11 protein-coding genes are annotated in these 13,421 nt (G+C 71.7%); 4 read left to right on the forward strand and 7 right to left on the reverse strand.

Annotated features, from left to right (window positions below; all coding sequences use genetic code 11):
• Positions 1-11: 11 nt before the first annotated feature.
• From FXF51_RS34130 to FXF51_RS34145, 4 genes are read left to right on the forward strand one after another with little or no spacing between them, the layout of a single operon-like run.
• Entirely contained in the window at positions 12-881 is an 870-nt protein-coding gene (locus tag FXF51_RS34130; RefSeq protein ID WP_148438816.1) for a carbohydrate ABC transporter permease, read from the forward strand.
• Positions 882-893: 12 nt separating this feature from the next.
• Positions 894-2,225, forward strand: coding sequence for an ABC transporter substrate-binding protein (locus FXF51_RS34135; RefSeq protein ID WP_148438817.1), 1,332 nt, complete (start codon positions 894-896; stop codon positions 2,223-2,225).
• A gap of 16 nt (positions 2,226-2,241) precedes the next feature.
• On the forward strand, positions 2,242-4,464 hold the full coding sequence (locus tag FXF51_RS34140; RefSeq protein WP_148438818.1) for a spherulation-specific family 4 protein: 2,223 nt from the start codon (positions 2,242-2,244) through the stop codon (positions 4,462-4,464).
• A gap of 31 nt (positions 4,465-4,495) precedes the next feature.
• Positions 4,496-5,344, forward strand: coding sequence for a hypothetical protein (locus FXF51_RS34145; RefSeq protein WP_148438819.1), 849 nt, complete (start codon positions 4,496-4,498; stop codon positions 5,342-5,344).
• Between the two features lie 4 nt (positions 5,345-5,348).
• Here FXF51_RS34145 and FXF51_RS34150 read toward each other — a convergent pair whose 3' ends face one another.
• The 7 genes from FXF51_RS34150 to FXF51_RS34180 form a co-directional block, all read right to left on the reverse strand.
• Entirely contained in the window at positions 5,349-6,113 is a 765-nt protein-coding gene (locus tag FXF51_RS34150; protein ID WP_148438820.1) for an SDR family NAD(P)-dependent oxidoreductase, read from the reverse strand.
• A gap of 21 nt (positions 6,114-6,134) precedes the next feature.
• Entirely contained in the window at positions 6,135-7,217 is a 1,083-nt protein-coding gene (locus FXF51_RS34155) for an alanine racemase (RefSeq protein WP_187414719.1), read from the reverse strand.
• A gap of 82 nt (positions 7,218-7,299) precedes the next feature.
• The gene (locus FXF51_RS34160) at positions 7,300-8,058 is read right to left on the reverse strand and encodes an IclR family transcriptional regulator (protein ID WP_148438822.1); all 759 of its coding nucleotides are present in this window, start codon (positions 8,056-8,058) and stop codon (positions 7,300-7,302) included.
• A 61-nt stretch (positions 8,059-8,119) separates the two neighbouring features.
• Positions 8,120-10,894, reverse strand: coding sequence for an FAD-binding and (Fe-S)-binding domain-containing protein (locus FXF51_RS34165; protein WP_148438823.1), 2,775 nt, complete (start codon positions 10,892-10,894; stop codon positions 8,120-8,122).
• A 12-nt stretch (positions 10,895-10,906) separates the two neighbouring features.
• A complete protein-coding gene (locus FXF51_RS34170) occupies positions 10,907-11,755 on the reverse strand; it encodes a fumarylacetoacetate hydrolase family protein (RefSeq protein WP_148438824.1) in 849 nt (282 codons plus the stop codon).
• An 11-nt stretch (positions 11,756-11,766) separates the two neighbouring features.
• Positions 11,767-12,624: an SMP-30/gluconolactonase/LRE family protein gene (locus FXF51_RS34175; protein ID WP_148438825.1), complete on the reverse strand. Its 858-nt coding sequence runs from the start codon at positions 12,622-12,624 to the stop codon at positions 11,767-11,769.
• Positions 12,621-13,391, reverse strand: a complete 771-nt coding sequence (locus tag FXF51_RS34180) for an IclR family transcriptional regulator (RefSeq protein ID WP_148438826.1) — start codon at positions 13,389-13,391, stop codon at positions 12,621-12,623. The genes FXF51_RS34175 and FXF51_RS34180 overlap by 4 nt, the downstream gene beginning before the upstream one ends.
• Positions 13,392-13,421 lie beyond the last annotated feature (30 nt).

The following is a 13,421-nucleotide window of genomic DNA, read 5'->3' on the forward strand; positions in this document are numbered from 1 at the left end:
AGGAACCCGACATGCGCGCAGGCCGGATCGCCGCCTGGACGGTGCTGGGGCTGGCCGTCCTGGTGACCGTGTTCCCGTTCTACTGGATGGTGCGCACGGCGCTCACCGACGCCCAGCACCTGTTCTCCGACAACTTCTCGCTGTGGCCGCAGCACTTCACCTGGGCGAACTTCAAACGCGTGCTGGGCCTGTCCACGTTCGCCGAGGCGCAGGCCGCCGGCGGCTCGGGCGCCTCCCTCGACTTCCTGCTCTACCTGCGCAACTCGATCGTCTACACGGCGGTCGTGGTGGCCGTGCAGACGCTGTCGTGCGCGATGGCCGCCTACGCGCTGGCGCGGCTGCGCTTCCGCGGCAGGGAAGCGCTGTTCTCGGCGTTCGTGGCGGCGCTGATGGTGCCGCCGATCTTCACGCTGCTGCCCAACTTCGCGCTCGTGCGCAACCTGGGCCTGCTCAACACGTTCGCCGGGCTGGTCGCGCCGATCCTGCTGATGACCCCGTTCACCGTCTTCTTCCTGCGGCAGTTCTTCCTGTCGCTGCCGCGCGAGGTCGAGGAGGCCGCCGTCATCGACGGCGCGGGCGTGTGGAGCGTGTTCTGGCGGGTGGCGCTGCCCATGTCGCGGGGGCCGCTCATCACGATCGCCATCATCAACGGCGTCTACGCCTGGAAGGACTACCTCTGGCCGCTGCTCGTCGGTCAGGACGAGAGCAGCCGGGTGCTCACGGTCGCGCTCGGCGTGTTCCTGCAGCAGTCGCCGAACGCCCGCCCCGACTGGACGGGCCTGATGGCCGGCTCGACCCTGTCCGTCATCCCCGTCCTGCTGCTCCTGCTGGTCTTCGGCAAGCGGCTGGCCAACTCGCTCAACTTCACCGGCATCAAGTAAAGGACCCCCCAGATGTCCCGCAAGACCCTTCTGACCCTTGTCACGCTCGTCTGCGCCACCTCGGCGTGCGGCGGCGGCACCGACGCGCAGGCGGGGCCCGTCGAGCTGAACTACGTGATGTGGGTCGACAGCCAGGTGCCCGCCTACAAGCAGTGCGCCGACGCCTTCACCAAGAAGAACCCGAACATCACGATCAAGCTCAGCTCGGTGGCCTGGGCGCAGTACTGGCAGAACCTCACCACGCAGGTCGTCTCCGGCACCGCCCCCGACGTCTTCCGCGACTCGGTGGCGTACTACCCGCAGTTCGCCAGGAACGGCCAGCTCCTGGACATCAGCGAGTACGTCGAGCGCGACAAGGTGGACCTCGGCCAGTACCAGAAGGGCCTGGCCGACGTCTGGGTGCGCGACGGCAAGCGGTACGGCCTGCCGCTCGACTGGGACACCATCGGCGTCTTCTACAACCAGGACCAGGTGAAGGAGGCCGGCCTCGACCCCGCCGGCTTCTCCGGGTGGACGTGGAACCCGAAGGACGGCGGCACGTTCGAGAAGGCCATCGCCGCGCTCACCGTGGACGACAAGGGCCGCAGGGGCACCGACCCCGGCTTCGACAAGGAGCACGTCGCCGTCTACGGCATCGCCCCCGACTACAACACCGGCGCGCTGGGCCAGACGGGCTGGGCCGCGTTCGCGGCCGGCAACGGCTTCAAGTACCTCGACAAGAACCCGTTCGGCACCAAGTACTTCTACGACGACCCGAAGCTGGCCGAGACCATCGACTGGTTCGCGAGCCTGATCAAGAAGGGGTACGCGCCGCCGTACGACAAGCAGTCGGCGCTCGGCGGCGACGCGGTGCTGCAGGCGGGCAAGACCGCGATGGTCATGGCCGGGTCGTGGATGGCCAAGCCGTACCTGGACAACAAGGCGCTCAACCTGGCGGTCGCGCCGCTGCCGACGGCGCCGCTGGGCCGCAAGTCGCCGATCAACGGCGTCTCCGACGCGATCTACGCCGGCACGAAGCACAAGGAGGAGGCGTGGCAGTGGGTCAAGTTCACCGCCTCCGCCGAGTGCCAGGACCTGATCGCCGCGACCACCGAGGTGCTGCCCGCCATCACCACCTCCTCCGACAAGGCGCTGGCGGCGCACGAGGCGGCCGGGCGGGACGTCAAGCCGTTCGTGGAGGAGGCCAAGGCCGCCGACGGCACGTTCCTGCTGCCGGTGACCGACAACGCCGACAAGATCAACGAAATCATGGACGCCGCGATCTCGTCGGTCCTGCTGGGCACCGCCGACGCCAGGACCGCGCTCCCCAAGGCCAACACCGAAGTCAACGCGCTGTTCCAGTAGTCAAGAAAGGGTGCACATGCTCAAGTCCCGCTGGCACACGTTGCTCGGAGCGACGCTCTTAGCGATCCCGTTGCTGGCCGCCACACCTGCGCAGGCGGCTGACGCCGTGCTCGACCAGCAGGTGGCCGTACCCGCCTACTTCCTGCCCGGCAACACCCCCGACTACTGGAACCAGCTCAACACGATGACCGGCAAGCCGGGCGTGGTGGTGGCCAACGTCGCCAACGGCCCCGGCAACCAGGCCAAGCCTGCCTACACCGCCGCCCTGTCGGCCGCGCACGCCGCCGGGATGAAGGTCATCGGCTACGTGGACACCGGCTACTTCGGCACCACCGGCCTCGCCTCGAACCGGACCCGGCTCGGCTCGCTGGCCGCCGAGGACTGGCGGGCGCAGATCCAGTCCGACATCAACAAGTGGTACGCGTTCTACGGCTCCTCGATCGACGGCATCTTCTTCGACCAGGCGCAGAACGCGTGCGGGCCCACCTCGGGCGGCGAGGGCTGGGTGAGCCTGTATCGCGAGGTCAACGCGTACGTGAAGACGTACCACCCGGGCGCGACCACCATCGCCAACCCCGGGGTCTCGCCCGCCGCGTGCTTCCAGGACGCCGCCGACATCCTCGTCACCTTCGAGGGCTCCTACAGCTCCTACCAGAACCGGCAGGCGCCCTACCTGCCGTCGGCCTGGGAGGCCACCGCCGACCCCAAGCAGATCTGGCACCTGATCTACGACGTGCCCGACGCGGCGGCCATGGCCACGGTCATCGCCACGTCCAAGGCCAACAACGCCGGGTACGTCTACGTGACCGACGACAAGATGGACAACCCCTGGGACACGCTGCCCTCGTACCTGTCGTCGCAGGTGACGGCGGCGAAGGGCAGCGGCGGCGCGGCTCCCGCGCAGCCCGCCGCACCGACGGCCAGCCTGGTGAAGGCCACGAGCGCGCGCCTGAGCTGGGCCTCAGCCGCCTACCCCGGCGTGGTCGGCTACGACGTCTACCAAGGCAGCGTGAAGATCGGCAGCAAGGCCAACCTCACGCCGTCGGCCACCACCTTCGACGTGGGCGGGCTCACGGCCGCCACCGCCTACTCCTTCACGGTCAAGGCGCGCGACCGGGCGGGCAACGTCTCCGCCGCCGGCACGGCTGTGGCCGTGACGACCGCCGCCGCCAGCGCGAACGCCCCCACGGTGCCCGGCACGCCGGTGGCGTCCGGCGTCGGCCCGACCAGCGTCAAGCTGACCTGGACCGCCTCGACGGACAGCGACTCAGGCGACAGCGTGGCCTTCTACGACGTGTACAAGGACGGCGTGCGGGAGCTGTCCCTGCCCGGCGACCGCACCAGCGTCAACCTCGGCGGCCTGGCGCTCAACACCTCCTACGGCTTCACCGTGCGGGCCCGTGACACGACCGGCCGCGCCTCGGCGCAGTCGGCCACGACGGCCGTCACCACCACCAACCCGACGCCGGTCACCGGCGCGGCGGCGGCGATGGACGAGAACACGGCGACCTACCAGGCGCAGTTCAACCTGCCGTACAGCGGCCACCACGTCTTCATCGACACGGACGCGGACTACCAGACCGGCTGGTCGGTGAACACGATCGGCGCCGAGTACATGATCGAGAACAACGCCCTCTTCCAGAAGACGGGCGACCCGGGCCAGTGGTCGTGGAGCGTGGTTCCCGGCGTCACCCCGCTGGTCTCCGACACCAACGGCCTGTACCAGTGGTCCGTGCCCTCCTGGCTGCTGACCGGCACGGGCACCACCCACAAGATCGTCTTCCACGGCACGGACGGCGACCGGAACGACTACGCCGCGAGCGTCCTCACCGTCACCGCCCCCGCCACCCCGGTCGCCCCCATCGCCGGAGCGGTGGCGGCGGTCAGCGCGGGCACGGCGACCTACGCGGCGAAGTTCAACCTGCCGTACACGACCTACCACGTCTTCATCGACACCGACGCGAACTACCAGACCGGCTGGTCGGTGAACACCATCGGCGCCGAGTACATGATCGAGAACAACACCCTCTTCCAGAAGACCGGCGCCTCGACCGCCTGGTCGTGGAGCGCGGTGGCGGGCGTGAGCCCGCTGGTCTCCAGCACGGACGGCCTCTACAAGTGGTCGGTGCCGCTCTCGCTGCTGACCGGCTCGGGCAACACCCAGAAGATCGTCTTCCACGCCACGGACGGCCCCCGCAACGACTACGCCCCGAACGTGATCACCCTCACCACGGGCTGAACCGATCGCCTGTGGTGATCGTTTCACAGGTATGACCTCACGCTGGACCGCCGTTCCGGTGCTGGCGCTCGCGCTGGCACTGGCGGCGTGCGGCGGCGCGGGAGCCGGCGAGACACCCCGTCCGGGGGCCTCGCCGGCTCCTTCGCCTGTCGCCGAACCCGAACCGCCCGCCACAACCGCGCCCGCCGACAAGCCCGCCAGCGACGCCGCCGCCACCGACGCGGTCGTCACTGAGGCGGCCGTCGCGGGGCGGCCGGTCGCCGAGTGGCGGCGGCAGGGCGGTTACCTGGCTCCCGGGCTCAGGGCCGTCCGCCCTCCCGCGCTGGTCGTCTACGCCGACGGGCGGGCCATCGCGGAGGCCGCCCACGAACTGCGCCTGCCACCTGCCGAGGTGGAAGCCCTGGTCAAGGCGCTGCGGGAGGATCTGGCCGGGCAACCTGCCACCGTCTCACCCCGCCCTGGCACCCCGACCGTCTACGACGCGCCGGCCACCGTCCTCGGCGTCGACACGGGGAACGGGCTGCGCGAGGTGTACGTACCGCATCTGGACCAGACCCCCGAGGGCTACGACGCCGCGCTGACCAGCGCCCGCGACCGCCTCAGCCTCCTGGCCGACCGCGTCACGGCCGGGGGCCGCCCGTACGCCGTCGCCCGGGTGCGGCTGTCCGCCGACCGGGTCAGCGGCCACGACACGGCCAGGCCGTGGCCGCGCGGCCTGCCGGTGCCCCCTCATGAGAGCGGCGAGAACACCAGGGACTACGCGGGCGCGAAGGCGCGGGCGATCGTCCGCCTGCTGCCGGCCGGGCCCAGGCACGTCTTTCGAACGTCGTCAGGGGAGGAGCTGGCGCTCGCCTGGCGCTACCTCCTCCCCCATGAGTGAGTGCTCACATGACGGCGAGCTGCCCGCCGTCGATGACCAGCTCCGTGCCGTGCACGAAGGCCGCGTCGTCGGAGGCCAGGAAGGCGTACCCGGCGGCGACCTCCTCGGCCAGCCCGGCCCTTCCCAGGGGGATGTGGTCGCGCTCGTAGGAGGACACGAAGTCCCCCGCCAGCCCCTCGGAGATGGAGGCGTTCAGCGGCGTCCGGATGTAACCGGGGCACAGCGCGTTCACGCGGACGCGGTGCCTGCCCAGCTCGACCGCCATCGTCCTGGTGAGCAGCAGCACTCCGCCCTTGGAGGCGTTGTAGTGGGCGTAGTCGGCCTCGCCGCCCAGCCCGTTGGTGGAGGACATGTTGAGGATGACCCCGCCGGTGCCCTGCTCGACGAGGTGGCGCGCGACGGCCTGGGCGACCAGGAACATGCCGCGCAGGTTCACCGCCATGATCGTGTCCCAGTGCTCGGGGGTGATCTCCAGGAACGGCTCGCGCCAGGCCGTGCCGGCGTTGTTGATCAGCACGTCGAGGCCGCCGAGCGTCTCCACGGCCCCCTGGACGAGGCGGGTGACGTCGGCCTCCGTGCTGACGTCACCGGCGATGCCGCTCACCTCGCCCAGCCCGGACAGCTCGGCCACCGTCTTGTCCACCTCGGCCGGATCGAGCCCGCCGAGCACCACCCTGGCGCCCTCTTCGAGGAACCTGCGGGCCGTGGCGGCGCCGATGCCGCTGCTTCCCCCGCTGATCAGTACCCGCTTGCCCGCGAGTCCCCGCATGGCGTGCTCCTTCCGTTCCCGCTAGCGCACCGCGCCGCGGGCGGCGACGCGGAGCTCGGTGGTGACGCGACCGCCCTCGACGCCGTGGGCGACGTCGAAGAGGTTGACGGCCGCGCAGGCGTGGCTGGGGATGAGCTGCGCCCGCGTGCCGACCGGCAGCTCGCCGTGGTGGCCCGCCTCCAGGCGGGCCACGCCGTGCTCCTCGTTGAGAAAGTCCAGGTGCAGGTACGGCAGGCCGGCGGCCCTGATCCAGCCCGGCGAGCCGGCGCCGTCGGAGGTCAGGCACTTGGTGCCCGCGTCGAAGACGACGCGCTCGGGGGTCGAGCGGGCGATCACGGTGGTCAGCACCCGCGCCGCCGCCGTCTCCTCGGTGGCCACGCCCAGGCGCATCATCGCGGTGTCGTTGAAGATGTACGTACCGGGCCGGATCTCGGTCACTCCGGCGACCCCGGCGGCGTACCGGGCGGTCGGGGTGCAGCCGACGCTGATCTCACGCAGCTCGATGCCGTCACGCAGGCACAGCTCGGCCGTGGCCACCAGGTCCTCGCCCTCGCGGCGGGCGGTCTCCTCCAGCTCGGCGCGGTCGCGCGAGTGGTAGGCGTGCCCTGCCAGCGTGAGCAGGCCCACGACCTCGACGCCGGGCGCGGCGGCGATCTCGGCGACCAGGTCGGCGGTGGGCCGGCCCGGCGGGCGGCCCAGCCGGTGCTGGCCGGTGTCCACCTCCACCAGCACCTCCACGGGCGGCCCGCCCAGCCTGCCGAGCCCGGCGGCCACCTCGGGGGAGTCGAGGCTGACCCGCACCCGGGCGCGCTCGCGCAGCGCGGCCAGGCGGCGCAGCTTGGGCTCGCCCCAGATCGGGAAGGCCAGCAGGATGTCGTCGACGCCCGCGTCGGCCATCACCTCGGCCTCGCCGAGCTTGGCGCAGGTGATGCCGCTCGCGCCGGCGTCGAGCTGCATGCGGGCCAGCTCGGGCATCTTGTGGGTCTTGATGTGCGGTCGCAGCCTGACGCCGTGCGCCGCGGCCGTCTTGGCCATCTCGGCGATGTTGGTCCTGACCGCGTCGAGGTCGATGACGAGCGATGGGGTATCGAGCTCGAAGTACATGAAGGTACGGCTCCTCCGGGAGAAGTTCTCCCAGAAGATAGCATTCATTCCGTATCGCGCACCAGCGTTCCGCATTGCGGAATCAATGATGCTCGGCGACCGCCTTCCGCAGCCCGTGCCCGATCTCCTCCATCCGCGCCGGCGACATGCGATCCTTCAGCGCCGTCACGCTCACCGCCGCCACCGGCGCCGTCCTGCCCATGAACACCGGCACCGCCACGCACCGCACGCCCGGCTCGTTCTCCTCCAGGTCGAGCGCGTAGCCGCGCTGACGCACCTGGTCGAGGTGGGTGGCCAGCTTGGCCGGGCTGGTGAGCGTGTTCCTGGTCCTGCCCGACAGCGGGCCGAAGCGCTCCGCCCACGCCTTGACCGACTCGTCGGTCGGGTACGTCCAGGCCAGCAGCGCCTTGCCGACGCCCGTGCAGTGGGCGGCGTTGCGCCCGCCGATCACCGAGGTCATCGTGATCGACCGCACCGCCTCCACCTTGTCGACGTAGACGACCTCGCCGCCGTCGAGCGTGGCCATGTGCACGGTCTCGGCGAACTCCTCGCTCACCCGCAGCAGCAGCGGGCGCACGAGCGTGCGCAGATCCATCGTCTCGTAGAACCTGAAGGCCGTGGCCAGCAGCTCCGTGCCGAGGAAGTACGGCCCGCTGGGCTCCGGCTGCGCCGCGAACCCGCGGTGCTTGAGCGCGCCGAGCAGGCGGTGCAGCGAGCTCTTGGGCAGCCCGAGCCGGGTGGCGAGCTCGTCGAGCGTAACGCCCCTGCTGTGCTTGCCGATCTCCTGAAGGATCAGCAGGGCGCGATCGACGCTCCCCACGGGGGACTGGGCCTCAGCCACCGCCACTCCATTCTGTTCCGCTTGGTGGAATGCTAACGCGTGTAGCGGAATCCTATGTCACTTATGGCGCGGTGGCCCGGTCGAGCAGTTCGAGCAGGTGCTGGTACTGCTTGCCGGTGGCCCTCGTGAGGCCCAGCTCGCAGGTGCGGTTCACCGAGGCGTGCCCCGCGAAGTCCCCGGCCCGCACGGCGGCGGCCTCGTCCCGGGTGGCCGAGGCGGTCAGCTCGGGATGCAGCAGGCCGCGGTCGCCGGCGAAGGCGCAGCACTGCCAGCCGTCCGGCACCACCACCTCCTCGGCCACGGCCTCCGCGATCCGCCTCAGCGCGGCGTCCAGGCCGAGCCGGGTGGAGGAGCACGTGGGATGCAGGGCCAGCGACGGCAGCCGGCGCTTGACGGCCAGGTGCGGCAGGAGCCGGTCCGCGGTGTAGGCGACCGCGTCCAGCACCTCGACGGGAACGGCGTCCACGAGGCGATGGAAGCCCTCCGTGCAGGACGCGGCGTCGCTGACCACCGGGACGCGTCCGCCGTCGGTCGCCTTGAGCAGCGCGTCGCGGACCCGCTCTCCCATGGCCGCGTAGCCGTCCGCGTAGCCCTTGGACGACCAGGGCGTGCCGCAGCACAGCCCGGCGATCCCCTCAGGCACGCGCAGCCGCACGCCCGCCCGCTTCACCAGCCGCGCGAAGGCCACCATCACGCCGGGCCCGCCGTCGGCGGGCGCGAAGAGCGTGTTCAGGCAGGACGGCACGTAGACCACGTCGGCGTCGTCGGCGGCAACGGGACGGCGGCGCATGCCGCCCCCGGGCAGGTCGCGGCTCCACTGCGGCACGGCCTCGCTCACCCTGCGGGCGGCCCGCGAGGCGGTCTCGGGCAGCGCGGGCGGGGTCGCGGCGGCGGTGTCCAGGGCGAGGTTCATCGCCCTGGTGACGCCGTCCCAGTGCCCGGCGGCCGTCTTCCAGCCCCTCTGCGCGGCCCTGCCGTGGCGCTCGGCGCGCAGGCGCTTGGTCAGGTCGCCGGTGTTGATCAGGACGGGGCAGGCGGTGGCGCACATGCCGTCCACGGCGCAGGTGTCCACGGCGTCGTAGCCGTACTCCTCCTCCAGCTCGGCGGCCAGCTCGTGGTCGCCGTCGCGGTGGGCGGCGGCCAGCTCCCGTCTGAGCACGATGCGCTGGCGCGGGGTGGTGGTCAGGTCGCGGCTGGGGCAGACCGGCTCGCAGTAGCCGCACTCGACGCAGCGGTCCACCTCGGGCTCGACGGTGACGACGGGCTTGAGGTCGCGCAGGTGGGCGTCCTGGCGCTCGGTCAGGACGACCCCGGGGTTCAGCGTGCCGCCCGGGTCGCACAGGCGCTTGATCTCGCGCATCACCTCGTACAGCTCGTCGCCGTACTGGCGGCGGACGAACGGCGCCATGACCCGCCCGGTGCCGTGCTCGGCCTTCAGCGTGCCGCCACGCGAGAGCACGGCCTCGACCATGTCCTCGGTGAACTCGGCGTAGCGCTCCAGCTCGGTCCCGAAGTGCTCGTTGAGCATGAAGTGCAGGTTGCCGTCCTTGGCGTGGCCGAAGATGACGCTGCGCTCGTAGCGGTGCCGGGCGAACAGGCCGGTCAGCTCGTCGCACAGGCCGGCCAGGGCGGGAACGGGCACGGCGACGTCCTCCAGCAGGGCCGTCGTGCCGCTGGGGCGGGCGCCGGCGACCGAGGCGTACAGGCCCTTGCGGATGTGCCACAGCGCGGCCCTGCCGCCCGCCTCCCTGCTCAGCCTGGCGGGGACGGCCAGCTCCAGCGTGTCCAGCAGCTCCACGGCGGCGCGCTCGCGCCCGGCCAGCGGTTCCTCCTCCGGCTCCTGCCACTCGACCAGGAGCGCGGCGTGCTCGGCGACGTCCAGCGAGCGCAGCACGTCGTCGGCCTTGGCGTCGGTCCTGGCCACCCGCAGGGACTCGGCGTCCAGCAGCTCGACGGCGGCCGGGGCGGCCTCGACGAGCTGCGGCATGGCGGCCATGGCCGCCCGCAGCGTGGGGAAGACGAGCAGGCCGGTGGCGGCCAGCGGGTGTGCGGGCACCGTGCGGAAGACGGCCTCGGCGACGAAGCCGAGCGTGCCCTCGCTGCCGATGACGAGGTGGGCGAGGATCTGCGCGGGCGTGTCGTGGTCGAGCAGGCTGTTCAGCCCGTAGCCCATGGTGTTCTTGAGCGAGAACTGGGCCTGGATGCGCCGCACCGAGTCCGGATTTTTCCGGACTCGGTCGCGCAGCCTGACCAGGCCCTCCGCCAGGCCGGGCTCCAGCGCGCGCAGCCGCTCGTCCGCGTCGGGCGCTCCGGTGTCGATGACGGTGCCGCTGGGCAGCACCACCGTCATCGACTCCAGGGTCCGGTACGTGTTGGCATGCGTGCCGCACGTCATGCCGCTGGAGTTGTTGGCCACGACGCCGCCGATCGTGCACGCCGACTCGCTGGCCGGGTCGGGCCCGAGCTTGCGCCCGTACGGGGCCAGGCGGGCGTTGACCTGCCGCAGCACCGCGCCGGGCTGCACCCGCACCCGCTCCCCGCCGTCCAGCACCTCGATCCCGCGGAAGTGCCGCCGGGTGTCCACGAGCAGGTGCTCGCTGACCCCCTGCCCGCTCAGGCTGGTGCCGCCCGACCTGAACGTCAGCGGCAGGCCCTCGCGCAGCAGCGCCGCCACCTGCTGCGCGTTCTCCGGCACCAGGACGGCCTGCGGGGTGAGCAGGTAGTGGGAGGCGTCGTGCGCCATGCCGAGCCGGTCGCTCGCCCGCGTCCTGGCGATTCCGGGGACGGCGGCCTCCGCGGCGGCCAGGACGGTGGGGTCGGGTGCAGTCAAGGTCATGATGTCTACTGTCTACCGTGGGCCGATGACGTGCTGACGCTGGGTGCCGAGGCCGTCGATGCCCAGCTCCATCACGTCGCCCGGCTGGAGCCAGATCTGCGGGTCGTGGCCCATGCCGACGCCGGGCGGGGTGCCGGTGTTGATCAGGTCGCCGGGCTCCAGGACCATGAACTGGCTCAGGTGGTGCACGATGACGTACGGGTCGAAGATCATGGTCTTGGTGGTGCCGGTCTGGCGGCGGGTGCCGTTGACGTCCAGCCACATGCCGAGGTTCTTCACGTCGGCGATCTCGTCCGGCGTGACCAGCCACGGCCCGGCCGGGTTGAACGTCTCGGCGGACTTGCCCTTGCTCCACTGCCCGCCGCGCTCCATCTGGAAGGCCCGCTCGCTGACGTCGTTGACCACGCAGTATCCGGCGATCGCGTCCCTGGCCTCCGCCACCGAGTCGAGGTAGGAGGTACGGCGCCCGATGACGATGCCCAGCTCCACCTCCCAGTCGGGCTTCGTGGAGCCGCGCGGGATGCGCACCTCGTCGTTCGGGCCGATCAGCGTGTTGGGCGACTTGGTGAACAGGATCGGCTCGTCCGGCACGGCCTGGCCGGTCTCGGCGGCGTGGTCGCTGTAGTTGAGGCCGATGCACAGGATCTGGTGCGGCCGGGCGATCGGCGCGCCGATCCGCTCACCGGCGAACTCCACGTGCCGTCCGGTGGCGACCTTCCCGGCGAGCAGCGCGACGCCGCCGGCGGCGAAGAACCTCTCGTCGAAGTCGGGGGTGACGTCGGAGACGTCGATGTAGTGGGTGTCGTCGACGCGGACGACGGGCTTCTCGGCGCCGGACGCGCCGATGCGCATGAGGTACACGGGGGCCTCTCTCAGCAGGGGTTCCAGTAGGGGACGGGCAGGCCGCGAACGCCGACGTCCGCCGTGAACAGGCGGCCGTCGTCCGGGCCGGGGACGGCCAGGCCGGTGCGGGCGGTGGTGATGACGAGGATGTCGAGGTCAGGCCCGGCGAAGACCGGGCAGGAGGTGTGCGGGGCGCCGGTCTCGACGACGTCGATCAGCTCTCCCCCGGTGCTGCGGCACTCGACGCGGCCGAGCCCCCAGTTGGCGATCCACAGGTTGCCGTCGGCGTCGGCGCACATCCCGTCGGGCAGGCCCTCGGTGATCGTGAACGCCTCCCGCCGCGGCCCCGTCTTCCCGGTGTCCGGATCGTAGTCGCGCACCCAGATCGTGCCGGGCATGGTGTCCACGCTGTAGAGCCGGTCATCGACCCAGGCCAGGCCGTTGGAGAGCACCAGGTCGGTGTCGAGGAAGGTCACGCCGTGCTCGTCCAGCCGGGCCAGCACCTCTTCGCCCTCGCGGTCGTCCTGGGCCAGGCTTCCGACCAGGAACCGGCCGGCCGGATCGACGGCGCCGTCGTTCAGTCTGCTGCGCACGCCAGGCTCGAGCACCCGGGCCAGCTCCGTGCGGCTGCCATCAGCGCCGAGCCGGGTGAGGGTGGCCCGCTCGGCGACGATCAGATCGCCGTCCGGCGCGGCGGCGACCGCGCCCACCGTGGAGTCGAAGCCGTGCCGTCCGGTGGCGGTCACCACGCCGTCGTCGAGCCGCCCCTCGTGCACGGCTCCCGCGACGATGTCGACCCACAGCAGGCGCTGCCGGGCGGCGTCCCAGACGGGACCCTCCCCGAGCGCGTAGACGCCGGCCGAGGCCGGGACAGCGGTGAACGTCAAGGAAGTTCCTCTCCTGAGGCGATGGCGCGGATGGCGGGCAGGTCGCCGACGAGCTTGCTCAAGGGGGTGCGGTAGGCCAGGCCGCTGACGCTGATCGCGCCGCTGGGCACGGTCGGCGACGTCAGGTAGGCGGCGACGGCCACGCAGTTGACGCCGGGCTCGTTCTCCTGGTCGTCGGCGGCGTAGCCCTGCTCGCGGATGCGGACCAGCTCGGCGTGCAGCTCCTCGACGGTGCCGATCGAGCGCTCGGTCGGCCGTTCCAGCGTGCGGCCGTCCACCCAGGCGCGCACCGCCTCCCGCGTCCTGAGCGCGTCGGCGAGCAGCACCTTGCCGACCGCCGTGCAGTGCGCCGGGTTGCGGCCGCCCACCACCGAGGTGAGCCGCACCGCCCCTGCGGCCGGGTCGAGCTTGGAGCGGTAGACGACGCAGGGCCCGTCGAGCACGGCGTAGTGCGCCGTCTCGCCGTAGCGCTCGCACAGCGCCTTGAGCACCGGCGTGACGCGGACGTGGTCGGGCCGCGCCTCGTGGTGCGCGAAGGCCATCCGGAGGAACTCGTCGCCCAGCACGTACCGGCCGTGGCCGTGCTGCGCGGCCAAGCCGGCGCGGCGTAACGCCGCCAGCGCGCGGTGCACGGTCGGCTTGGGGCTGGACACCGCCCGCGCCATCTCCTCCAGCCCGATGCCGTCGGGGTGGCGTGCCAGCTCGGCCAGCACTGCCAGGACGCGGTCGGAGCCGACGAGCTTGTCCGCGGGGATCTGCTCGGACATGTTCCGAACAGTAGACCATCGTTCCATCAA

It is taken from the genome of Nonomuraea sp. PA05 (assembly GCF_008086045.1).
Taxonomy (GTDB): Bacteria; Actinomycetota; Actinomycetes; order Streptosporangiales; family Streptosporangiaceae; genus Nonomuraea; species Nonomuraea monospora.

Coding starts and splice junctions, on each gene's coding strand:
- FXF51_RS34145 (WP_148438819.1), top strand. CDS start 4,496: ATGACCTCACGCTGGACCGCCGTTCCGGTGCTGGCGCTCGCGCTGGCA.
- FXF51_RS34165 (WP_148438823.1), bottom strand. CDS start 10,894: ATGACCTTGACTGCACCCGACCCCACCGTCCTGGCCGCCGCGGAGGCC.
- FXF51_RS34150 (WP_148438820.1), bottom strand. CDS start 6,113: ATGCGGGGACTCGCGGGCAAGCGGGTACTGATCAGCGGGGGAAGCAGC.
- FXF51_RS34135 (WP_148438817.1), top strand. CDS start 894: ATGTCCCGCAAGACCCTTCTGACCCTTGTCACGCTCGTCTGCGCCACC.
- FXF51_RS34140 (WP_148438818.1), top strand. CDS start 2,242: ATGCTCAAGTCCCGCTGGCACACGTTGCTCGGAGCGACGCTCTTAGCG.
- FXF51_RS34180 (WP_148438826.1), bottom strand. CDS start 13,391: ATGTCCGAGCAGATCCCCGCGGACAAGCTCGTCGGCTCCGACCGCGTC.
- FXF51_RS34155 (WP_187414719.1), bottom strand. CDS start 7,217: ATGTACTTCGAGCTCGATACCCCATCGCTCGTCATCGACCTCGACGCG.
- FXF51_RS34130 (WP_148438816.1), top strand. CDS start 12: ATGCGCGCAGGCCGGATCGCCGCCTGGACGGTGCTGGGGCTGGCCGTC.